General features: G+C 53.7%; 9 protein-coding genes. All 9 read right to left on the reverse strand.

Features of this window, described 5'->3' with window-relative positions; all coding sequences use genetic code 11:
* Positions 1–20 precede the first annotated feature (20 nt).
* On the reverse strand, positions 21–743 hold the full coding sequence (locus NST23_RS14495; protein ID WP_122966522.1) for a thioesterase II family protein: 723 nt from the start codon (positions 741–743) through the stop codon (positions 21–23).
* A gap of 394 nt (positions 744–1,137) precedes the next feature.
* The gene (locus tag NST23_RS14500; protein WP_122966473.1) at positions 1,138–2,115 is read right to left on the reverse strand and encodes an LLM class flavin-dependent oxidoreductase; all 978 of its coding nucleotides are present in this window, start codon (positions 2,113–2,115) and stop codon (positions 1,138–1,140) included.
* Between the two features lie 62 nt (positions 2,116–2,177).
* Positions 2,178–2,462: an acyl carrier protein gene (locus NST23_RS14505; RefSeq protein WP_122966472.1), complete on the reverse strand. Its 285-nt coding sequence runs from the start codon at positions 2,460–2,462 to the stop codon at positions 2,178–2,180.
* A gap of 80 nt (positions 2,463–2,542) precedes the next feature.
* A complete protein-coding gene (locus tag NST23_RS14510; RefSeq protein ID WP_233454163.1) occupies positions 2,543–3,577 on the reverse strand; it encodes a BtrH N-terminal domain-containing protein in 1,035 nt (344 codons plus the stop codon).
* 60 nt (positions 3,578–3,637) lie between these two features.
* Positions 3,638–6,058 (reverse strand): ATP-binding cassette domain-containing protein, encoded by a 2,421-nt coding sequence (locus NST23_RS14515; RefSeq protein WP_340963958.1) that lies wholly within the window; start codon positions 6,056–6,058, stop codon positions 3,638–3,640.
* Positions 6,048–6,527, reverse strand: a complete 480-nt coding sequence (locus NST23_RS14520) for a type II 3-dehydroquinate dehydratase (protein ID WP_340963961.1) — start codon at positions 6,525–6,527, stop codon at positions 6,048–6,050. Before NST23_RS14520 ends, NST23_RS14515 begins: the two co-directional genes overlap by 11 nt.
* Positions 6,528–6,559: 32 nt before the next feature.
* Complete coding sequence (locus NST23_RS14525) at positions 6,560–10,885, reverse strand: beta-ketoacyl synthase N-terminal-like domain-containing protein (RefSeq protein ID WP_340963964.1); 4,326 nt, start codon at positions 10,883–10,885, stop codon at positions 6,560–6,562.
* 29 nt (positions 10,886–10,914) lie between these two features.
* Positions 10,915–17,952 (reverse strand): non-ribosomal peptide synthetase, encoded by a 7,038-nt coding sequence (locus NST23_RS14530; protein ID WP_328139596.1) that lies wholly within the window; start codon positions 17,950–17,952, stop codon positions 10,915–10,917.
* Positions 17,945–25,636: an SDR family oxidoreductase gene (locus NST23_RS14535; RefSeq protein WP_280648895.1), complete on the reverse strand. Its 7,692-nt coding sequence runs from the start codon at positions 25,634–25,636 to the stop codon at positions 17,945–17,947. The genes NST23_RS14530 and NST23_RS14535 overlap by 8 nt, the downstream gene beginning before the upstream one ends.
* Positions 25,637–25,670: the final 34 nt, after the last annotated feature.

Below are 25,670 nucleotides of genomic sequence, written 5' to 3' on the forward strand. Positions count from 1 at the left end.
GCTGCTCGCATACGCGCGTCTTATGCAGTTAAGGTGCGATTGATAATTTCAATCACTTTCTCTTCTTCCTCGTGGATGAAAAAATGTCCGCCGTGGAGGGTCACGATCGTACAGGATTCGCTTGTGTACGCTCTCCATTGGCTAATATCGTCTGCCGTCACGAGGTCATCGTCATCGCCTGTCAAAACCGTCACATTGATGTCCCACATTTCCGGGGCCGCTTCCAGCAAATAGTTTTCGACGTTTTTGTAGTCGCCCCGCAGAACAGGCGTGAAAATTTGCATCAGCTCCCGGTTTTCCGCCACTTCCTTGGGCGTGCCGCCAAGCTGGATGATTTCCTGGATGAACTCGTCATCCGGCAAGTGATGAATCTTTTTCTTGTCGCGAATATGCGGGGGATACATCCCGGATAAAAACAGATGGCGCGGCTTTTTCCAGCCGTGCTCGCAGATTTGGTTCATCAGTTCACAAATGTACAGCGTTCCCATGCTGTGTCCAAACAACGAGTATTCGCCATCGCCGTTCTGCTCCCTGATAAACGGAAAAATGTCTTTGACACCATCTGGCAAGGAAGGATAAAAAGGTTCGCGAAAACGCCGCCCTCTTCCCGCCAGCTCTACTGGCACCAGCTCAATTCTTGGGTCCAGCCCCCGTTTCCACTTGCTAAAAGCAGTGGCCGATCCGCCTGCATACGGCAAGCAAAACAACTTCATGCAATCCATAGAGCCGCTATTATTTTCCACTTTGTTTTCCCCTTTGTTCAAGCCAAGCATGATTGATCAAGCCTATTTTCGGGCATAGCTCCGCCATTTCGTGTATCGAATCTGTATACACTACACCATGTCGTATGGCCCCTGAGTTACTCTAATGTGCCTAAGCTTCAATAAAATACATCAGGTTGTTTTGACGAGGATATAGGAAAAAACTTTCCCTCTCGTTCGCTTTCATCTGGCAGGGCAAGTTTTATCACAAATAAATTTTAGAAAGATAACTTTTGTCTGGCTAAAGTTATCTTTCTAAAATCACCGTATATCATGTATAGTTCAAAATAACAAAAATGCATTTATATGGAAACCATTACGAATATACTACCTCATGCCCGTCCTCCTTGTCAATGCGAGGAAAGGTTGGCTGTTTTTAGGAAACAGGCTGAACCGCGTCCATCACGCCTGCTCGATCAAGCACCTGTCTCACATGATGCAAATCTTCCTGGGAACGTATGCAGCTTAAAATGACATGCTTGATTCCCAGCTCTTTGTATTGGCGGAAATAGCTCGCCACCTCGTCGTAAGAGCCGACCAGCAACGGTCCGCGGAACGCCTTGCCTTGCTCGACAGGAAAATAAATCCGCTCTTCTTCTTCCGTATAAAATCCGGCCATTCTCCCCTGCTTTTTCACAATTTGCATGAAGCGCATCGGAACTTCCTCTTTGGCAATCTCCAGCGCTTCCTGAGAAGTCGGGCGCGCGATAATCCCCAGCCGGCAACACAATTCCACATGGGAGTCGTAAAGAATGTCAAAGCTTTTGACAAGCTGCGAGACCGGGCTTGCCAACTGGATGGCGACATCGACCGACTGGTGGGCAGCCTTTTGAAACAAAGTGGAAGCGCCTGGCATAAAAATAATCGGCTTCAAATCTTCCTCGACCTTGGCAAACACTTGCAGGTCATGATAGGTGAAGTATTTGCCTTCGTAGGTCAAAGGCTCATTCGAGTCGAGCAAGGCTCGCAAAATCTCGATATATTCGACCAGCCGATCAAACCGCTCTTCGGCCGGAACCGTATCATGGACTTGTCTAAGCTCCGATGGCGATTGACCGGGGATCATATTTAGCGCCACCTTGCGCCCGAACAAATGAACAAGCGAGTGGATCATTTTCGCTGCTGTGAACGGCGGAATCGTATTTGGCTGCAAGGCGATGATCGGCAAATGCTCCTTCGTAGCCTGTAAGGTGCTGGTCGCCACAATCCACGGATCGAGAGTCGTGTGCTGATAAAACAGCAAGGACCCGGTAAAGCCGTTTGCCTCCAGCAAATTCGCGGCCTCATGGATGATCTGGAGCTGATTTTGGTCATTGTGATGGAGCCACATCGGTAAATCTGCATAAAATTTCATCGGTTTTTCCACCTTTCAAAAGAAATGATATGCTCTGGCAAAAGAGCCGAGCGGTTGGCGTCTTACTGGCTCACTTTGCCCTCGATGTAGGCAATCAACTGCTGGATCGTTTCAAAAAGTTCGACATTTAACATGTCATCGTCAAATTGAAACCCAAATTCGTTTTCAATCGCTACCACCAAGCGAATAAAGCCGAGCGAGTTGATCCCGACATCCTGCAAGCGAATGTGCTGGGAAGAGAAATCAATTCCGCTCTGCTGCACTTGTTCTGGACCTACTTGCAGCTCTTGCATCTGGCTCATGTAGATGTGCACCAATTTTTCTTCAATTTCGTTTTTGGTTATCATCCAAGTATCCTCCGTTCATTGTTTGGAAAATAGAAAAGACTTTGCTCTGCTTGGGCAAACGGCCGAGGAAACGCGAAAAACTACAATAGTTGCGGCTGATGCCTTTTCAGCACGCTCAAAAACTCCTCGATCGCCAGCGCTTCCGCTTCCGCTAGTTCATCGAGATACCGCATGATTTTATGCAAGGTCGCCTCTTCCTGCTGCATGTAAAATTTCAGCATGAGATTGCGCGTATTCCGCGCTTTGCGCTCAATCTCGCCATACGCCGCACGAAGCTGATTGGGCGAGGTCAGATAGTCGGTGTGTTCCTCCATGTACTTGATCCGGGCTACCATCAAGCTTTTGTGCTCCCACAAGCTGTGGACGTGACGAACGTCGAGGCTGGCCTTGCCCGCAAGCAAGCGCTCGTAATAGTCTTGCAGGCACGGATAGGTGTCCAATCCGTAGGCGCAATGATCCCACGGATTGGCAACCATGCGAAATCGCCTGGACGTGTTGCTCGACTTCAAATATTCTTCCAGCGTTTCCTGCACCAATGCCAGATCAAACTCATACGCTCCCGCATCCTTCACCTTGTACAAGTAGATACGATTGCAAACGGCCTGGTGATCAATCTGGGCGATGCTGTCATACGCCAGCGCAAAGTCTTGGAAGGACGCGCTCGTCGTGGCCAGCATCTGTTTGTCTGTAAAGCCGAGCAATTGAAAGGTTTCGTTCTGAAGATCGACTCCGTGCACCAGCACATCGTGGGAGAAATGGCTTTTTTGATAGACCGCGCGCTCGGGAATGTAAAACTCATCGACATTCAGGTACACATAGTAGCCTTCCAAGAGGCAATCGCGAACGAAATCGACGATGTTTCTGTTGACGATGCCCATCGTGCCCCGCTGCAATTGCTCGACGTGCAGCCATGGATTCAGCGTGTAGTCGTGAATGTAAAAGGTAAACGGAACAGGCGGATCAGGGCGCTTGTCGAAGCACACCTGGATAAAATTGCTGTATAGCCAGGGCAGACTTCGTTTGTCCTGCAAGACGATACATAGAGGAAAGGCAAAAAATTGATAGCCGTAAATGGGCGGCTGGACGACTGGCAGCGTTACGCTCTTCACAAGCATCTCCTCTTTTCCGTTTCGAATCAGGATTTTTCGTGCATGGCTACAAGCAAGCTGTGCCTTTTATTCCAAAAAGGGAGCGATCATCGAGCCAGCCAGCTTCTTGATTTCTGCGGGCGCTCCTTTGGCGATGATTTCGCCGCCCTTGTGGCCCGCGCCTGGTCCCAGCTCGATCAAGTAGTCACAATAGGAGAGCACGTACGGATCGTGCTCGATGAGCAGGACAGAGTGCCCGCTTGCGATCAGCTTGCCGAGAATCACCAGCAATTTTTCGGTGTCATAGTAGCTGAGTCCGACAGTCGGTTCATCCAAAATGTACAAGTAGCTTCCTTTGCTGCTTTTCCCCAGCTCTCTCGCCAATTTCAAGCGCTGGGCTTCCCCGCCGCTCAATGTAGTGAGGCTTTGCCCGATGAGGATATAGCCCATGCCAAGCTCTTCGATTGTGCCGAGCATCTTGCTGATTTTGGCGTGATCCTGGAAAAACTCGTGCGCTTCGGAAATCGACATTTCCAGAATGTCGGAGATCGTGCGCTCTTTGTAGCGAACTTGCATCACTTCCTGCTTGAATCTCTTGCCTCGGCAGGAAGGGCACGGATCGCTGAACGTCAGCTGCCCCAGCCATCTTTTGATATGCCCGTTTCCGTTGCAAACCGGACACGAGCCTGTCGAGTTGAACGAAAAAGAGCTGCGCGTAAACTGAAGGGCGATGGCCTCCTCCTGCATGGAAAAAATATGCCGGATGTGGTCCCATACCCCCAAAAACGTGGCTACGCAAGAATTTTCATGGCGGCGTGCCAGCTTTTGCGTAACGACAATGCAGCCATCAATGTTTTCGGCTCCGGAAAGCTTGGCGTCGGCTTGCGCATGGGCAAAGTCGTCGTCGTGCTCCTCTTCTTCCTCCACCAGCGGTTTTTGCTTGCCCGCTTTTGCCTTGAACGATGACTGGAGCTTGGGAATGAGCGTATCGATCACCAAGGAGCTTTTGCCGCTGCCGGACAGTCCGCTGATTCCGACGATGGCGTGTAGCGGTATATCGACGTCGATGTTTTTCAGGTTGTTTGTTCGCGCGTTTCGGATCGACAGCTTGGCAGCAGACGCGTCCACACCGCATGCGTATTCTTTGCGAGGATGCTTTTTCTCGCGCAAATACTGGGCAGTGATCGAATTGCGGGAATGGAGAAAGCCGGGGAAGCTCCCCTGATAGACGATCGTACCGCCAAGCTGGCCAGCCAAAGGGCCAAAGTCGATGATGTAGTCGGCATGCTTGATGACGCTTTCATCATGCTCTACGACAATGACCGTATTTCCCTGTTGCTTTAACCGATGAAAGCTTTCGATAATCTTTTCTTTTTCCTTTTCGTGCAATCCGGCTGTAGGCTCGTCAAAAATGTAGATGATCGAATCGACCTTAGCCGACAAATGCGACATGATGTGCAGCCGCTGGGTCTCCCCTCCGCTCAGCGTCGGGATTTCGCGATACAGGTTCAAATAGGACAAGCCGACCGTCTCCAGACAATCCAGCTTGCGCAAAATCTCTCCAAGCAAATGGGCAATAAAAGGAGTATGCGGCCGCGCCGTCTGGTAATGCCGGAGGAACGCTGCCAGGTCGCCTACGTTCATCTGGCTAAGCTGTCCGATATGCTTGTTTTCGATCGTGATGGAAAGCGCTTTTGGTCCAAGCCGGAACCCTTGGCATCTCGTGCACGGCCGCGTCGTCTGTAGATCGGGAATTTGCTGTACATTGATCTTTTTCAGCTTTTCCTCAATGACGACACTGACTCCGTAAAAGATCAGGTGGTCTTTGCTCTGCGTCCGCTTGGGGCGATAATGCAAAAACGCTTCCTTGGCTTCCCTCGGCAAATCGGCAAAAGGCGTGTCCGCGCTCAGCTGAAAGTGCTTGGTGAAATTGTCCAGCCGCTTGTATACGTACTCCTTTTCCTCTTTTTTCGCGTTGGGGAATTGGTAGGCGAACTGATGCCAGCGTTCGATCGTTTCGCGCTCAGATGGCAAAATCTTCTCCACGTTCACCTCGACCACGCTGCCCCGCCCTCCGCAAGCCGGGCATGAGCCGTGCGGAGAGTTAAACATGAACAGCCCCGGCACAAATTCGTCCAGTTGGTAAGGGCTTGCCTCTTTGCCCGCTCGTTGTCCCTCCTGGGCATAAATGATCGCCAACAAGTTGAGGATGCGGGTGACGGAGCCGACGACCGATCGCGGGTTCAGATTGCTGACCGTTCTCTGCTGTACGGCAATCGTCGGACTCAGTCCCTGGATCATGTCAAACGAGTCGTAGTGCAGCACATCATGCGCAATGCCCAGCGCTTCCAAATAAATGCGCTGTCCCTCGTGATGCAAGGTGTCAAAAATAAAGCTGGATTTCCCCGACCCGCTGACTCCCGTGACCACGATAAATTGCTGCTTGGGAATCGTCGTTGTAATGTTTTTCAGATTATGCAGCTTGGCGTTGTAGACTTCAATGTGCACCCGTTCTCCATTCCTTCCCACTGATCGATGTTCGCTGTTCCTTGACGTGCTGCATGATCCCTCGCAAACCAAGCTCGTACACATTGGCCTTCAAGCCGATCACATGTCCCACAGCGTTTGCGAAAAAGATCGATTCAGCATGCCAGCCGCCCCGTTCAAAAATATTGGACATGTGCACCTCGACATAGGGAATGCCGACTGCGGTCAACGCGTCCAGTATTGAGTATCCGGTCTTGGAGAAACCCGCCGGATTTATAACCACACCGTCCAGGGCATGCAGTTGCCGTTGAATGAAATCGACAATTTCCCCTTCGTGATTGGATTGAAAAAAGAGGATGTCCACTTGCCATTCACCAGCCAGTTTGTTCAGCCTGTCCTCGATTTGCTTCCAGGTGACGGTCCCGTAAATTCCGGTTTCCCGCAATCCGAGCAGATTCATGTTCGGTCCATTGACAATGGCAATTTTCATATCGTTAATCATTCTCCTACGTGGCATGCGCCCTACTTTATCTGATTTTTTGCCTCTGCCCACAAATCGGCGACTCCGTCAGCGCTGGGGATAGTCACCAGCAGACGTTTCACTTCGTCCAGCAATTGCGCGACAGTGTCGTGGGCAAATTGGTTGCTGTCGTATTCGGCCCGGATCGTAAAGTGTTCCTCTCCCGGGTTGACAAACAGGCGCAGCGGAAGATGGAGTTGACCGCTGCTCTCGGCTTGAAACGGCCTTTGCTCGCCAGCTTGCCCCTGAAACGGGAAATGCGTATACACGAGGCTTCGCGTGTTGATCACCGTTTGCAAAAAATCGAGCGGGATTTGCGACCACTGGGCAATTTGCTGCAACGTAATGTACTCGTAGCGCCTGATGGTCACGATTTTTTTCTGCAAGGCGACAAACCACGCTTTGACCTGATCGGTGTCGCTGTAGGTCAGCCGGACTGGCAGGCTGTTTGTGAACAATCCGACCATTTTGTCCATTTGCTCGATTTCCGGGACCCGTCCCGATGTAATCATCCCGATCAGCACGTCATGCTGTGCGAACAAGCGCGCTTGCGCCAACCCCCACGCACCTAAGACTACCGTATTTATCGTTAATTGGTTCTTTCTGGAAAATTCTCTTACAGTATGGACCTCGTCTTGTGCAAGGGCAACACTTTTCACAGCACTCACGTAGCTGTTTCGCTGGCTCGGTGTCGTCTGCACAAACTGCTCGTGATAGCGGAACTTGCCTAGCTCCTCTGTCCAAAAACGCTTCGCTTCCTGGTCATCCTGCCGTTTTTGCCACTTCACATAGTCGAGGAAAGGAGTCGCTTGCATGTGCGGCTCGCTGATGAGCGATTCGCCAAGCTGATAGTTTGCCCATACTTCCTGCAAAATGAGATTCATGCTCCAGCCGTCAAACAGGGAATTTTGATAGGTCCAGACAAATTGATAGCTTGCCTTGCTGTATTGGATGAGCTGGAAACGCATCTGCGGAACTTCATCCACCTTGAAGTTTTTTTGTCGTTCCTCTGCGATCCATTCGCCCAAAGCGCGCTGCTGCTCTGCCTCAGACAGCTTTGTCCAATCAAGCACGTCGATAGAAACCTCTACTTGTCTTTTCACGAATTGCACCGGGTTGGATATCCTTCTCCAGATAAACCCGGTTCGCAGCACAGAATGGCGGTCGATCACTCTCTGCCAGGCCATCCGGAAATCGTGGAGCCTCAGTTCCTCCGCAATCGGGAACGAGAGCACGTTGACAGTGCCCTGTCTGGCGTGAAGAATATTGTGGTTCAAGACAAGCAGCTGCATGAAGGTCAGCGGATAGACGCTTTCCACTTCTTGCGCATCCACTGTACCCCGCAAAATTTCCTGATCGGCCTGGCCGATGCTGAAAAATAGTGTGCCTGGCGTGACATCTGGCAGAGCGTTCCTGGATGATTCGCTGTTGCTTTCCAGGCTGATCTGCCTCGCCCGCTGCTCCTGTATGGTCAGGTCTTCCCCCGCCACTGCTTCCGTCGACGGCTGGCTGTCGCTTTCCAGTCGAATTTGCTTCGCTAATTCCTCCATCGTCGAGTAATCAAACAGCAGATCGGAGGCAATCTCAATCTGCTGTTCTTTCAACCGCGAAGCGAACTGGATGGCCGTCACCGAATCGCCGCCCAAGTCAAAAAAGTCGTCATGGACGCCGATTGGGCTTTTTCCGAGCAGTTCCTCCAAAATCGTGCACAGCCACGCGGCCATGTCCTCCTGTCGCTGCTGGCGCGGCGGCTGCTCGGGAGCCGAAGCGCTGGCGAGCGATGCGAGCTTTTCTGCGGGAGAGTCAGTAGAAAAGCTCGCCAGCAGTTCTTCCAGTTGCCGCATCTGGAGCGCATTTAGCGTGTAGCTGGCCTGTCCGTCCCGGATGAACTGGTCGCCCTGTTTGATCAGAAGCGCAGATGGAGACAGCCGCTTTTCGCTGCCAGATGTGTCCACAGGCGCTGCGAACGATCGCTCAATCCAGTAATATTGCCTGTCAAAAGCGTACGTCGGCAAAGGCAGTCGGCGCGGGTGCTGTGGCGCATGGACGTTTTTCCAGTTGATGCTCGCCTTGTACAGCCACAGTCGCCCTAACGAGCCAAGCAGCGTTTTGCAGGCGGATTCGCTTTCCGTGGAAGCAGGCAAGGAAGACAGCAATGGCGCGGAGTGGAACTGTTCGCTTGCTGCCAGCCGTTCAAGCTGCTTGTTCCCTGGACCGACTTCGAGAAACACGGGCTTTTTCACCTGGGCGAGTGCAGGCAAGCTGGCGACATCCATCCCTTGACCGGACAAGCCGACCAGCTCCCGCCAATAGTCCAAGGAGGTTGCCTGTGCTTCCGTTATCCACGTGCCGCTTCGATTCGACAAGAACGGAATCGTCGGTTGAGCAAGCGCGATGTCTGCATGGAAATCTCCGCGGAAAAACAGCAGCTGCAAAGCGTCTTCCCAAGCCAAAACGCCTGCGAGACACGCACTGACGTACTCCCCGAGCCAATCCCCCGCCATCGCTTTTGGCGTCACTCCCCAGTGAAGCCATAGCTGCGCCAGCGAGTATTCCAGGATGAACAGTGCGATTGTGCCATGGGGCGAATCATTTTCCAGCATCGCGTTGGCATCCAGCCGAAGCATGCGTTCCGCGAACCGGAAGCATTGATTCATCTGCTCCCGCAAGAAAGGGATTTGCTGATACAAGTCGCGGGCCATGTTGCCATGCGTGGCGCTCCCTGCTGGTGAAAAGACAAAAACGACCGCCTTCTCTTCCGCGCTCCCCTCTATCTCGTTGCAAACGAACCACAGCTTCTCTGGATGGGCAAGCGCCTCTTGCCCATGGCACAGGACAATCCCGCGAAAATCGAACGACTCCCGGCCTGTTTGCAGCGTGTAGGCTACTTGTGCGAGGTTAATTTGCGGATTTTCCCGCAGAAAAGCGAGCACATTTTCATAGTTGCGCTGTCTCGCCGCACTTGTTTTCCCCGAAATCGTCAGCAGTTGCCACTCGTTCGCTTCTTCCCGGAAGTCCATCGCTGGAGGCGCTTCGACAATTACGTGCGCATTGGTCCCGCCGATGCCAAACGAGCTGACGCCAGCCACCCTTTTGCTTGCCTCCGCACGCCAGCTCACCGGGGTGTTATTCAACCGGAACGGGCTGTTCTCCAATTCGAGCTGCGGATTCGGCTTTTGCAGATGCAAGAGCGGCGGGATCGTTTCGTGGTGGATGGCGAGAACGGTTTTGATCAGGCCAGCGATGCCGGAAGCGGTGTTCAGATGTCCCACATTCGCTTTGACCGATCCGATGTAGCATGGATCGGCCGGATCGCGCTCCTTGAAAACTTCCTTGAGGGCCGCCATCTCTACCCGATCCCCCAATTTCGTTCCTGTGCCGTGTGCTTCTATATAGCCAATCTCGTGCGGAGTCACTCCGGCCACTTCCATCGCTTCGGAAATGACTTGAATCTGGCCCTCGAACCCGGGAGCAGTGTATCCCACTTTGCCTGCGCCGTCGTTGTTAATGGCCGAACCGCTAATGACTGCGTAAATATGATCCTTGTCCTGGATGGCCTCGTCCAGCCTTTTGAGCACAATCACGCCCACGCCGTCGCCGAAGACAGTTCCTTCCGCTTTTTCATCGAAGCAGCGGCAGTGTCCATCCGGCGATTCGATGCCCCCTTGCTTGTACAAATAGCCATGCTTGCCGAGAAACTGGACAGATACGCCTCCCGCCAAGGCCATGTCGCACTCCCCGTTCAGCAAGCTCTGGCATGCCAGGTGCACGCTCACCAACGAGGAGGAGCATGCCGTCTGTACAGAAAAGCTCGGACCAGTCAAATTCAATTTGTAGGAAACGCGTGTCGTCAAAAAATCTTTGTCGTTTCCGACCTCGATTTGGCGATGGTCCAAAATGCGCAGCAAGTCGGGACGGCTGACCACATGCGTCAAATATTTGTTCGCCCCGATCCCGGCGAATACGCCTACCGCTCCGTCAAGCTGCGACACGCTTTGTCCGGCATCCTCCAGCGCATTCCAGGCAGCTTCCAGAAACAGGCGCTGCTGGGGATCAATGATTTCCGCTTCTCGCGGCGTATATTGGAAAAAGGCTGCATCAAACCATTCGATCTCTGTCAGTTGACCGCAAGCCGGCACATAGTCCGGCCGATCGAGCAGAGCCGGGTCTACGCCCGACTCCAACAGCTCCTCTTTTGTGAAAAAGCGGATTCCTTCCACGCCTTCGACCAGATTGTTCCAGTACCGCTGAATGTTTTCCGCTTGCGGAAATTTTCCCGCCATGCCGATGATGGCGATTTTCTCGCTGAGCGCATGAGCATTTTCCATCGCGATTTTCCTTTCCCCCAAACGGCTCCTTAGCTTCGCATGGTTCTTCGTCTTTTTCGCAGTTCTGCTCTTTTTTGTCCCGCTTCCACGCTTGAACGGTTCACGGCAGTTGCTTTGATCTGCTCGGCAATCTTTTCGATCGTCGTATATTGGAAAAGCTCCACAATCGACATGTCGTGGGACAGCTCCGTCTGGATCAGCTCCTGCAATTGCACGATCAGCAAGGAGTTTCCACCTATATCAAAAAAGTTTTCGTGAATCCCGATGTTAGGCGCGCCAAGCAGCTTTCTCCAGATTTCCACGAGCTTTTTCTCGACCTCATCCCGGGCTTCCGCAAACAGAGGGCTGGCCTCTGCATACTGGCAATGCTGCTCCATTGCCTTCCAGTCCATTTTGCCGTTCGGGGTCAACCAGAACTGCTCGACGTGGAAAAATTGGGCGGGAACCATGTATTCCGGCAGTTTTTTCCGCGCGTACTCCTTCAATTGACCCATCGGGAGCGGCCTGTCTGCTGTGTAGTAGCAAACGATTTTGCTTGTCTCCCCGTCTTTTACCGTCGTCACGGCGATCTGTTGAAGCGCCGCCGCATCCCGGAGCGCATGCTCGATCTCGCCAAGCTCGATACGGTAACCGCGCACTTTTACCAACTGATCTCTTCTGCCGATAAATTCGATGTTGCCATCCGGCAAGTAACGACCGAGATCGCCTGTTTTGTAGCAAAGCTGGCCGCTTGCTCGCTGGATGAATGCTTGACTCGTCCGTTCCTCGTCCCGGAAGTAGCCGCTGGTCACATTTTGCCCGGCTACGTAAATTTCACCGATCACTCCCGGCGGGCAAACGTTGCCATCCGGCGCCAAAATCATGATTTGATTATTGGCAATCGGTTTGCCAATGAGCACAGCCCCATACGGAGCCTCTGCGTCTGCCTCTGGCTTCACTTGGTAGCTGGACACCCAGATCGTCGTCTCGGTCGGTCCGTACATGTTGCGAATGTCAGCGGACGGCAGCACTTGCCGTACTTGTTTGGCCAAGGCAAAGCTCCACGCTTCTCCGCCCAGCAGCACGTGTCTGATCGATGGCAGCACGAAGGAATGACCATGCCGCTCCTTGTTGGCTTTCAAATAAGTCGTGAGCTGCACCATCAAGCTCGGTACCGAATGCCAGATCGAGACCTGCTGCTGCTCCATGTACGCCAGCAATCGGTCCATATCCTTGAGCCTGTCTTGCGTCAAGATGCAAAGACGCCCTCCGCTCAACAGCGCCCCGAATAGTTCAAAGACCGAGATATCAAAGCTGATCGAGGTGACCAGCATGAACACATCGTCGGCCCGGAGCCGGAAGTCAGCTATGCTCCACGCCAAAAAATTATGGACGTTGGCATGGGTAACCAGCACGCCTTTTGGCTTGCCTGTTGAACCAGAAGTGTACATGATGTACATCCAGTCAGCTCCGCTGCTCGTTGTCGGCGGATTGGACGAGGACAGTGCTTGCTCCCGGCGAGCGGCATCCATCGCGCTTGCAGCATGGTCCTCTTGGAACAGGCTCAGATTGACGATCTCGATCTGTTGCTCCTGTCCGATTCGCCCCGCTTTTTCCAGCAAGCGATTTTCGGTCAGCAACAGCTTGGCTCCGCTGTGCGCGAGAATGTAAGCAAGGCGCTCCTCGGGATAGCCTGGATCGAGCGGCACGTAGGCGCCACCCGCTTTCAAAATCGCCAAAATGCCCACGACTGTCTGGAAGCTTCTGTCGACCAAAATACCGACGGGCACATTTTTGCCGACGCCCTTGTGTATGAGCAGCCAGGCGAGCTGATTGGCCTGTTCGTTTAGTGCCTGATACGTCATTTGCTCGTCTTCGCATACTAGCGCGATCGCATGCGGCGTTTTTTGCGCCTGGGCTTCAAACTGCTTGTGGATCGGCAGAGGCTCCTGCCCGTCCATCTGCGCCCCTTGAAAACGGTGCAGCAGCTCCTCCGCCTCTGGGCCAGTCAGCAGGGCCGCTTCTTTGAGCGGGATTTCCGGGCGCTCCGTCACTTGAGCGAGAATGTGCAGGAAAAAGCGGGCAAACTGCCGGATCGTGCTGTCCGTATACAAGTCCGAATTGTACTCAAAGGAAATCTCGATTCGCTGATCGCTTTCCTTCGCGAGGCAACTCAGTTCAAACTGACTGATCCCGTCATTTTCCAGATGCAGCTTGTCAAAAAACTGGAACAGCACATTGTAGACGGGATTTCTCGCCAAATCACGCTCCGGATTGACCTTTTCCACCAGCAGATCAAACGGGTATTGCGCTTTGTCGATCGCCGCCCAAACCTTTTGCTGTACGACATGCTGCAGCTGTGAGAACGTGGAGATGTCCTTGAAAGAAACGCGAATGCACAAAGTGTTGATGAATATCCCCACTACTTCTTCCCATTTCTTTTGGTTTCTTCCAGCAGTAGGCACACCGACGATAATGTCTTCGTCCTGCGACAGCTTGTGCAGCAACAGGAAGTAGGCGCTCAGCAAAACATTGCTATACGTAATCTGCTCTTGCTCCGTGTGGGTCTTGAGCTTTTCATACAGCTCGCCGCCGATCTCGAACTTGTAATAGCTGCCGTTGTACGTTTGCACGGAAGGACGCTTTTTGTCAGCAGGCAACGCCAACGTCGGCAACGGCTTCGCCAGTTCGTTCAGCCAGTAGCTTTCGTGCTCCGTGAACTCCCCGCTGTTTTCCCAGTCTTTTTGTGCGGCAATCCAGTCAAAGTAATCGTGCTTCGCCTCGGCCAGCCTTGGCGACTGCTGCTGCAAAAACGACTGGTAAACGCCGAACAGCTCCCGGTAAAAAATATCGATGCTCCAGCCGTCCGTAAGAATATGGTGAAAATTGACGTAGAGGCAAAACCTCTCCTTGGCAAGCTGGTAAAGATAGATGCGATACGGAGGCGACTCCAGATCGAACGGCTTCATTTTTTGCTCGTGGATGCTTTTTTCCAGCAAAAGCGCCTGGTCTGTCTGTTCAGTGAGATTCATCACCTGGATAGTCGGACGGTACTCCGGCAACGCTTCCTGCACGGGACTTCCGTCTTTGAGCGTAAATCGTGTGCGCAGCATGACGTGTCGGGCAGCGAGATAAGCGACAGCCCGTTCCAGAAGCGCGACGTCAATCGCCATCTCATACGTGCGAATAAACGGCAGATTGTAGGCGACCAGCTCAGGAGTCATTTTTTGCAAAAACCAGATGCGTCTCTGCGCGTGCGACAGCGGCATGACCCGCTTGTCTGGAACCGCTTCTCTTGGCTTGGCTGCTTCTCCCCCGCTGCGTTCCTGCTGCTTCTGCCGGACAAACTCGGCCAAATCGGGAATGGTCAAATGCGTAAACACATCCTGTACCGACAAGGTCACCTGGCATTGCTCGTTGATCCGATTGGCAATCTTGATGCCCATGATCGAGGTTCCGCCCAGTTCGTAAAAATGATCGTGAATATCGATGGTCGGCATGCGGAAGACGTTGCCCCAGATTTGTGCAATCTGCTGTTCGAGATCGGTATAGGTGTCATCGGCTCTGCCCGTCAGCTCTACGTTTATCTCGACCTCCGGCAATTTGATCTTCGCCCGAATTTCGGGAGCCAGTGCGATCGGCAGCGCGTTGTTCCAGAACAAGTCATTGTCCGTATTGATTTCCCCGATGACGACGCTTGTCAGGTTCTTGTGCAGGACTTGCTCGAATGCCTTGATCGCCCGGCGAGGCGAAATGGAGCGAAAAGCAGCATCAAGGCTGGCGCCCGAATGTTTTGCCATGCCTGTATTCATCCACGTCGTCCAGTTGATCGTGATGATCCGCGTAGGCGAGCTTGCGACTCCGGAAAAAGCATCGAGGTAGCTATTGGCCGCCGCGTAATCCCCCAGGTAAATGCCCCCGACTACCGCCGCGATGGACGAAAACAAAACGAGAAACTCAGGCGGATTTTCGCGCGTCAACGCATGCAGATGCTCTGTCCCGCTAATTTTCGCAGCCAGCCCGGCCGAAAATGCCGCTTCGTTCTTGTCCACGAGCATGCCGCTTCCCGGCAAGCCTGCGGCGTGAATGATGCCGTCGATTTTTCCGTGGACGCGGTAGATGTCGCGTATGGCCGAGGCTATCTCATCGCGGTTGGCTACATCGGCGCTGTATGTATACACCTGGGAATCGTTGCTCTCCAAGCTTTTCAGTTGATGCAGCAACTTGCCCCATTGCTCGTGCTGGCTGAACTCGTCCCACAAGGAACGCTCGGGCAATTTGGTGCGGCTGATGAGAACCAGCTTTACCTTGTACGTGAGGGCAATATGCTTCGCAAGCTCCAGGCCGATTCCGCCCGTGCCGCCGGTAATGACGTACACGCCTTGCTCCTTGAAGCGCAGGCCGCTGTCGTCAACCGCTGACAAGTCCAACGGCGCCAACTGGGGATAGTATCTTTGACCAACACGATGCGCGATCTGATAATGTCCGGTGCTTCCCAAAGCTTCCGCCGCGATATCGCTGACAGTTGTAGCATCATCGAAGTCGATGCACCTGCAAGGCAGTCCGCTGTTTTCCTCCCGAATGACTTTTCCCAGCCCAAACAAGGCAGCAAATTCCGGCTGGACGCTGACATCGTCAGCCAGGACTCGCTGCGCGTTTTTCCCGACCAGGACGAGCTCGATTGGAGCAGAGCGAGTTTTTCCTAATGCTTTCGTCAAATAAAACAGCGCGTGCAAAAGCTGCCCGGCATCGGCATGTTCATAGTCGGGTCTTTTTCCGACGGCGACAGCGAAGACGACTTTGCTGAGTGCTGCCTGGCTTGTATCGCGAATCAGCTGGTCAAAATCGGCTTGCGAGCATGCCAGTCCATACCGGGAGGCGTTCTCCTGGCGATAGGCTGTCGTCGTCAGCCGGGCATGAACGACATGCTGGCTGCGCGCAGCGATGGCGTCGGCCAGCTCGCAGCCCCAATCGGTAGAGTCGGTAATGACCAGCACATTCTCTGTTCTCTCCGGTTGTGCGGAGAAAGGGTCGGCAGGGAGCCACTGGATGCGCTGATAAAGAGCATGCTCGGCTGCGGGTAGTACGGATGGCGCTTCGCTCGCAAGCGCGCTGCTTCCCGCTGCATTTGGCACGGAGCCGTTCGCTTGTTTGTCCGCTTTTGGCCAGATTTTGATTTTGTCAAATGGATACACAGGCAAGTTCAGCTTTTGCCGCGGTTGACGGTACACCAGCTCCCACGGGATCGACATCCCCGCGACGTATTGCTCCGCCAGCTTTTCCAGTGACGCTCTCGTCTGCCAGCCGTCACGGTCGGTCGTGGCCGACACGTCCGGGACAGCAAAAGAGCTGGCGGGATTGCCGCCGTCACGGCTGGATTCGGCACGCAGATAGAGGTAAATTCCTTTGTCTCTCGCTGCTTCTGCTTGGGACAAATCTGCCTGGCGCAACTGCTGCAGCAATTGTTCTTCGGACTGGAACACGAACGCGATCCGGTTCTCGTATTGCCCTCTGCCTGTGTTTGCTGTATAGCAAAGATCTTCAAGATTGGTTGATGGATGCGTATGCAAATAGGAATGGTAGGATTTCAGCAATTCAACCAGTGCTGGCTTGCTCTTGGCGGAGAGCGTCAAAAGATGAACTGGCGGCAAAAGCTCTGCTTCTGTCTCCGCTTCCAGACGGTCGCTTTCCGGCGCTTCCTCCACGACGACATGGCAATTGGTTCCACTGAAGCCAAACGAGTTGACCCCGGCACGAAGCAGTGCCTCCCCATCCGCTCTTTTCCAGTCTCTCAGCTCGGCGACGATTTCGACCGCAGCGTTTTGCGGATCGAGAAAAGGGTTTGCAGACTGATAGTGCAGCGTAGCAGGAATTTTTTTGTGCCGGAGAGCCAGCACGACTTTGATGAGCGAAGCCAGACCTGATGCGGCAACGGTATGGCCGATATTCGTCTTGACAGAACCGACCCCGCACACATGAGGCCGGGACGCAGCTTGTTGAAACGCGTCGTTGATCGCCTGCAACTCGATCGAATCGCCCAACAGCGTGCCTGTGCCATGCGCTTCGATATAGGAGATGGACAGCGGATCGATTTTGGCTTTTTCCCACGTGCGCAAAAACAGTTGCGTCTCGGCATCCGGATTGGGGGCGGTCAAGCCGTTGGAAGCGCCGTCTGCATTGACGCCGCTTCCTTTGATAACCGCATAGACGGGATCGCGATCTTCCCGCGCCTTCGCTAACGGCTTGAGCATGAGCGCTGTGATTCCTTCGCTCCAGATCGTTCCGTCGGCATTTTTGTCAAAAGCCTTCACTCTTCCATCGGACGTCTCCAAATCGTGCAGCTTTCCGGTCACTTGCGGAATGACCATCAGATTCACCCCGCCGACCAGCGCCGTTTCACACTCGTTGTTCGCCAGAGCCGTGCACGCCTGATGCAAGGCGACCAGCCCCGATGAGCACGCTGTGTTCAGCACGAAAGCAGGCCCGCGCAAGTCGAGAAAATACGAGATCCGATTGGACAAAAGTCCTACCAGGGAACCGACAAGCGACGAAATATCTTCGTTTTGCAGCAGGGAGCGGTAATGAGACTGGTAGGCCGTCTCCAATCCGACAAATACGCCCGTGTTGGAATGTTTCAGTCTGGCTCCCCCATACCCGGCATCCTCGATCGCATGGTAGGCCGTCTCAAGAAACAGTCGCTGATACGGCTCCATCGCCATCGCTTCTTTGTGTCCGATATGGAAAAAAGAGTGATCGAAGCAGGAAATTTGATCCAAGTAGCCAGCTTGATGATTGGCGTTTGCCAAAAGCTCTTCCAGCTCTGGAACGAAGCCGGATAAATCGTGCAACCGCTCTTCCGGGAAATACCCGATGCTGTTTACCCCCTGGACCAAATTGTGCCAAAACTGCTGGGGATTGCTTGCTCCGGGGAAGCGGCAGGCCATTCCAATGACGGCAATGTCCTGACGGTGCTTTCGCTCTGGACTGCGATTCAGCTTTTCCAACATGGAAATCGCCATTTCCTGATTGAGATGTCCCGATTTCAGCAACTGCAAAATGCTGTCATTCATCTCTTTTCGGCTACTCATCTTCTTCTCCCCACGCTTTCTTGTCTAGGTAGTCCAATATGTTTTCCATCGAAACATCGCCCTTGATAAAGTCGCTCAGCTTGTCCTGCAAGGGAACACTTTCGCTCTCTCCGACTTTGCGGGACGGTTCGTGTGCATTCGGCTTGTCTTTGTTTTCGAGATACTCCGCCATTTTGGCAATCGAAGGATAGGCGAACAGCGTGGCGATGTTGATCCGCCCCGGGTACAACTGCTCGATTTCCTTGACGAGACTCGTCGCGAGAATGGAGTTTCCTCCCGCCTCCTGAAAAGACTGGTACACATTCGCTTCCGGTATCCCCAATACTTTTTGCCAAACAGCAGCCAGTTGCGTTTCTACAGCGCTGTATCTGTGGTCGTTTCGCCCGCTCAATATCGGCACAAGCGGCTGGACTTCCGTCGTCTGCGCAGCAACCGTCTGTGTGAACAAGCTGCTGATTTCCGGCGAAATCGAAAACGGCAAGTGATAGCTGTGCGTCTGAAAATGCGCCTCGTTCAGCTCGCCGACGATTACGCGCGCAAGTTTTCTCGTTAAAACGGCATCCAAAATCTCGATCGCTTGGTCCGGATGCATGCCGTGAAACGGCGAAGCTTCTTTCTGAATGCGGTATCTCCCCGCCATGCCAGTCTCGTTCCAGGCAGGCCAGTTGATCGTCACGCTCCGTTGGCCTTTGGCGTGCCTGTAATCGCTAAAAGCGTCCAAGTAAGCGTTGGCAGCCGTATAATCAGCCTGTCCAAGCCCGCCAAGCAAGCTGGTCACAGAGGAAAACAGGACAAAAAAGTCGAGGTTGTCTTGCTCGGTGTAACGATCCAAAAGCCAGGTGCCGACGACCTTTGGATCGAGCACGTGAGCTATTTGGGCTTGCCCTTTGTTGATAAGCAGACCTTCACCAGCCACACCCGCGCAATGGAAAACGCCATGGATCGCCCCGTACTGCTGGCGAATCATGGCCAAAGCAGCTGCCAGCCTGCGCTCGTCAGCCACATCAACCGTATACACCTCTACAGAGGCTCCCTTTTCCTCAAGGCTGCGGATTTGTTCGATCTGGCCCGCTAGTGCGGAATCAGGCTGTTCCCGGACGATTTCCGCCCATTGTCCGCGTGGAGGAAAAGCACTTCTGCCGAGCAAGCACAGGTGTACTGGCCGCTTCCCAGCGAGATAGTGAGCGACTGCAAGCCCGATGTCGCCAAGTCCGCCCGTAATCAGGTAGACGCCGTTTTCCCGGATCGATATGTCCTGACGCTCTGCCTGTTGCAGCGTCTGCACTTCCAATCGTTCGACATACCGGACATTTTCCCGATACGCCACCTGGAAGTCTTCCTGTTCCGACACCAACTCATGCCAAAGTGTAGACGGCGAAGTAGCGCTATCGAGATCGAGGCAGCGGCATTTCCATTGCGGGTACTCCTGGGCGATCACTTTTGCCATGCCAAACAAAACGGCATGCTGCGGCTTCAAGGCCGCTTCCTGCCTGGTTACGGAAAACGCGTGGTCGCCCAACAGATACAGGCTGATCTCCTGGTGATACGACTGTTTCAACAGCTCGCACACAAGCTGGTAGAAGCTGTAGACGCTCCGGTTTTCCCACTCATGAAAGTCGTCCGCACACGCGAGCTTCTCCTCCGTCACGCCCATGCAGTGGACGATATGGCGAATGTCCCGATGCGCAAGCTCTTGCAGCAAACGCGAAAAATCGTCCGCCGAGCCGACCTCGTATCGATGATCGCTGCCTTTTTGAAAAGCAGTACCGAAAGCAACTTCGATGACATCCGCTTCCCGCGCTTGCAGCTCCTGGAGCAACTGATGACTCCTGTTGCCCGTTCCGCTCAAAAACAGCCACGTGCCCTTTTTCGCGCCAGCTTGTCGCAACGGCGCTTTCGCTTTGTCGTCGCGCACCCATTGCAGGCGATAAGTTACATCTGCTCGCGTAGCACCTTCGTGGTTTTGCGCCCCGATCCAGTGCCGAACCGACTCGTACGGGTAGGCTGGCAATTCGATGATTCGATGCTGCGCTTTTTCATACAGGCGCTGCCACTGGATATCTGCCCCGTCTGTGTACATGGCGGCAATGTTTTGCAGGCTGTCCAGCGCAAAAGCTGTCCCGGTTTCCTTGTATTGCTGGATCGTTCTTTCCGCAATCGCCGTCCGCTTTACTTTTTCTTCCTCCAGCAGTCCGTGTTCAGAGGGATCATTTTGGTCAAGGATGACGCGGCTCACCTTGTACAAAATCCCTTGCTCGGCAGCCTGCTGCCTATTTTCCAGCCCTGTCGCATCCGCGTACTGGCATTTTTCCCGCAGCTCGGCCTGGTCGCGGAACAAGATCGCGATCCTGTGCTCGTAATGTCCGCGAGTCGCATTGGCTGTATAGCACAAATTTTGCACATCGACCGCAGTCGTCTCGTTGAGATAGTTGGCGTAGCGGCTGATTAGCGCACGCAAGGAGCCTTTTGTTCTCGCCGACAAAGCCAGCAGGTGCCAGCCTTGCTTGTCCTCGCTCTGCACAGGGGCGGCAGGCGGCTCTTCCAGCAAAACATGGCAATTCGTCCCGCTGAACCCAAACGAGCTGATGCCGCATCGACGCGGCGACTCCGTTGCGGTCCAATCCTGCAGCTTGTCGTTGACGTAAACGGGGGAATCCGCAAATTCGATAAATGGATTCGGTTGCTGGAAGTTTGCGACCGGGGGCAATTGTCCATGCTTGAAGGCCATAATCATTTTGATGACCGAAGCCATCCCCGACGCTCCTACCAGGTGGCCGATATTGGCTTTTACCGTACCTACCCCGCAAAATTGCTTTTTGTCCGTGAATCTGCGGAAAGCGTTGGCGATGCCCTTCATCTCGATCGGATCGCCCAATCTCGTTCCGGTGGCGTGCGCTTCGATATACGAAATCGTTTCCGGATCGATGTCGGCTGCTTTCCACGCCTCGATCAATGCTTTTTCCTGCGCTTCCGCATTCGGTGCGGTAATTCCGTTCGACGCTCCGTTGTTGTTCATGGCCGAGCCTTTGACGACAGCGTGGATCAGATGGTTGTCGCGCACGGCCTGATCCATGCGCTTCAACACGACGGTGCCTACTCCCTCTCCCCACATCGTGCCGTTCGCCTGCGCATCAAACGGGCGTATCGTTTCATCTGCGGAATCAATCAGCGAATTGTGCTGGGTAGGCAAGTACGCCAAAGAAACGCCTGCTACAATCGCCACATCGATTTCTCCTGCCTTCAAAGCCTGTGCAGCCAAGCACATGGCTGCGAGACTGGAAGAGCACGCCGTGTCCACGACCAGGCAAGGTCCTTTCAAGTTGAGGAAATACGCGATCCGGCTTGCCAGTATCCCTGTCGAGCCAGAGGTAACCTTCAAAGGATGCTGAATATCAATCATATTGTTGTACTCATTGCGTCCAGTCGTATCTTTGCCGATGTACACGCCCGTTTTCGTCCCGAACAGGCTTTTCCCGCCAAGCCCGCTGTTTTCCACAGCTTCATACACGTTTTGCAAAAGCAGGCGCTGTTCAGGGTCCATCAGCTCGGCCTCTTTGGGCGAAATATGGAAGAAACTAGAATCAAACCGATCGATAGTTTCCAGGTAACCGCCCTGACAGTAGGATTGGGCTGCGCTCAAATAACGGTCCGTGTCCTTTCTTCTGGAGGCGGGAAACGGCCGGATGGCATTGATGCCCGCGGTCAGATTGGTCCAAAACTGCTCGGCATTTTCCGCCAACGGGAATTGGCAGGCATAGCCGATGATGGCGTACTCGTCCTTTTGCTCAGACGGCACAGTCTGGCCTGCGGAGAAAGCGGTCCACTGTTCCAGCAGTCTTTTCGTCTCTTCCTGCGAATATTTGCTCTGTTTGTACCCTTCCAGGATCGACTCGACTGTAAGCGTGGCAGGTTCCGGCGCCTTCTGGCTGTCCAAGTAATTCGCCAGTTCAAAAATGGTCGGGTACAAATAAAGGTCTGCGACGTGCAGCGTGCCCGGGTACTTCTCGTTCCATTGCTTGTACAATTGCGCAGCGTGGATCGAATCGCCGCCCAATTGATGGAACGTATCGAACAGGCTGATGGACGACAGTCCGAGCACCTCTGCCCACAATTGCGCCAGCTCTTTTTGCGTCGCTGTAAATCCGTCCTGCTCCTTGAGCGCCACAGGTACAGGTGCGGCAGCAGCTGTGCGCCCCGGTTTTGCCGTATGCTTGAACACGTCTTTCTTCACGTCATCCGCCAGACGGAACGGCCAGATGTGCGAAAGCTCCAAAAGCTCGTTGGCATGATTGAACTGGCCGACGATCGTTTTGAACAGCTGGCGGCGGAGAATGTAGTCGAGCGCTTGCAGCGCCTGATGGGTCGGCAGGAAGCGGAAAACGTGCCTGTCCTCTTGCATGGAGAGCCTTGTAGCCGTCTCTTCCCACGTAGCCCAGTTGATCGAAAGCACTTTTTTGCCTTGCCGCTTGATCACTTCTGCCCAGCCGTCCAAAAAGGCATTGCCAGTGGCATAGCCAATAGCCCCGCGTCCCCCGGTGACAGAAACCGCCGAGGAAAAGAACAGGTAAAATCCTGTGTCGATCCCCTGCGTGAGGGTGTACAATAGCCAGCTTCCGTATGTTTTCACGGCATGTCTGCGCTCAAATTCCACTTCGCTCATCGCCAAATCTTCGAGATCGCCAACGCCGACGCCCGCGCAATGAATGATTCCGTCAAGGCGTTGGTGCGTCTGGCGGATCGTCTGAATCGTTCGTTTCATGTCTGCTTCGTCGCATATGTCTACACAGTGATAGTCCAGCGTGGAGCCGAGCGCTTCCACAGCCAGCACCGCATTGAGTTTATCCGCCAAACTTTTGTCTGTCTGCTCCCGGACTACCGCTGGCCATGTCTCTTTGTCCGGCAGCATCGTCTTGCCGAGCACGATCAGCTTCACTTTGTTTTTCTGGCTTAGGTATTTGCACACTTCCGTTCCCAATTGGCCCAAGCCGCCCGTAATCAGGAACACATCGCCCGCTTTGACAGTAAATGCGTCTTCCTGTGCACCCGCCTCCGCCACTCTTTCGATAATCTCGATGTAGCGGCGGTGCTGGCGCAGCGCTACGGAGTAATCCGTACCCTTCCGCTGTAGCTCGGCGAACAGCGGCTCAGGCTCGAAGCCGTCCGGGCTGATGTCGATATGGCGCATGGACAAGCCGTAGTTTTCCTGGCGAATCGATTTCCCGAGTCCGCCCAGCATATGCTGAAAAGGATCGCAGATCGCATCGCTCGGCTGCACGGCCTGGGCATTTTGCGTCATCAGGACGACATCCAGTTCTTTTGTCAGCTTCCCCGTCATTGCCAGCGCTTTGGCGAAAAGCAAAAGCGACCCTGCTGTCTGATTCATGGACGCTTGAAACGCCGTCCGTGATTCCGGCAGTTCAGCGAGAGCCGGGGACATAAATAAAATTTGCTCCAGTGACGAAAAATCAAGCTGCGTGCAGAAGGCAGCGATGTCTTCAAGCGTGCGCGAAACTTGGAAATAGTCCGGCGACACTTGTGCAGAGCATGCTCCCAGCTCGACCGTAATCAACCGCTTGGCCTGGTATTTTTCCGAAAAAAGCGGCCGCCAACTGGCTGTATCTGCCGCATCGACGATCAGCAGAACGGTATCGCGAGCAGCGGGCTGCTGGTTGTCCATGTCGGCAAGAGCTTCTTCTTTCCAGACAGTACGATAAAAAAGCTCTGCTTCTGCTTTCTTGGGCTGCACGCCAACAGGCCAAAACTTTTGCCGTTCCAGTATATTTCCCGGCAATGACAACTTGCGGCCGCCTTGGTATAGCAGCTTCCAGTCCATACTCGCTCCCTTTATGTAAAACGACGCAACCTGCTCCCGGATCATTTTCCCGTCAGTAGTCTTCCCGAGCCATTCCTTGATCGCTTCGTTTGCTTGCCTATCTAACGATTTTTTCTCTCGTTCCCTGATTTCCCACGCTTCGACCGCTTGTTTGTTATCCGGTACGACCTCGTGCCTTTGGTAGCTGATCGCCGGGTTTTCCGTCCACGCGGATACGCTGTTCGCCGTTTTCAGCTCGTTTAGCTTCTCCAGCAAATCCTCGTAGCTGTCGAAACTAATCGTGGCCCGGTGGGAGTAATGGTTGCGGGACGAGCTGACGGTAAAGCACAAATCCCCCAGGTCGACGTCCCGGTTTGTTAGCAAAAACTGCTGGTATTCTTTTGCCAGCTCCTGAAGCTTGTGCTCGCTTCTCGCCGATAAAACCAGTAAGTAGCTGCCTTGTCCGTGACTGGCTTGCCGGACAGCCTTTGGCGGCTCCTCCAGCAAAACGTGGCAATTGGTCCCACTGAATCCAAACGAATTAATTCCGATGCGAACAGGATGATCCTGCTGCTGCCATTTGGTCTGCACGTCATTGACAAAGACGGCTGAGTTGGCCAAGTCCATGTACGGGCTGGGCGACTGGAAATGCAACGAAGGCGGTATTTCCCCGTGCTGGAGCATCATGACTGCTTTGATTAAAGAGACAATCCCGGAAGCGCCCACCAGGTGCCCAATGTTCGTTTTGACGGAGCCAACCCCGCAAAACTGCTTTTTGGACGTAAATGCTTGAAAGGCGTTGATAATCGACTGCAGCTCGATGGAATCACCCAATACCGTGCCTGTCCCGTGGGCTTCGATGTAACGAATCGTTTCCGGATTGATTTGGGCCTGCTTCCAGACGCTTTTCAGAAGCTCTTCCTGCGCCTCTCCATTCGGAGCTGTAATGCCTTTGGACAGACCGTTGTTGTTGATCCCGCTGCCTTTTATGACCGCGTACACGACGTCGTTGTCCGCAAGCGCCTTTGACAACGGCTTCAGGAGCAGCCCTCCGCCCCCTTCGCCCCATACGGTGCCTGTCGCCTCCTTGTCAAACGCCCGAATCTTCTCTTCGGCGGATTCGACCTGATCCAGCGACCCGTCTTCCTTGACTGGCGGAAAATAGAAAAGGCCGCTTATGCCGCCTACAAATGCCATGTCACATTCATTTCTGCGCAACGATTCGCAAGCAAAATGAAGCCCTACCAAACCGGAGGAGCACGATGTATCGAAGACGATGCTCGGCCCTTTCAGATTGTAGACATAGGAGATTCTGCTCGCCAAAATCCCCGGCCAGGAGCCAGTCAGGCTAAAAATATCCGGGCTGACGTAGTGGCGGTACTCGATCCCTGTCACATGGTCTTTCCCGATAAAAACGCCTGTTTTCGAGCCGATGATATCCCGCGTCTCGTAACCGGCATTGAGCAAAGTCTCATAGGCAAGCTCCAGCATGATTCGCTGATAAGGCTCCATGGACAGCGCTTCTTTCGGCGAGATGCGAAACATGTCTGGATCAAAGAAGCTGATTTCGTCCAAATATCCGGCCTTTTTAAAGCGTTTATGGGCAAATCGCTGGTCGGAAAACAACGCCTGTCCATCTTCGCGGCGATGGACAGGAAAGTCGTCGAGGCATTCTCTTCCCAAGCGAATGTTTTCCCAAAACTGCTGTACCGTATTCGCCTTGGGAAAGCGTCCCGAGATGCCGATAATCGCGATCTCGTCCGTCTTGGCTTCGCTTGCTTTTTGCAGGCTCGTGATGTATTCCGTCGCTTCCTTGGCCGATAGCTTCTTGGCTGCGACCAGCTCGTAAATGTACTTCTTCAATTTATCCATCTTCGTATCACCGCTTAGAGTTTAATCGAACAAC

Source organism: Brevibacillus sp. FSL K6-0770 (assembly GCF_038000275.1).
GTDB classification, from domain to species: domain Bacteria; phylum Bacillota; class Bacilli; order Brevibacillales; family Brevibacillaceae; genus Brevibacillus; species Brevibacillus parabrevis.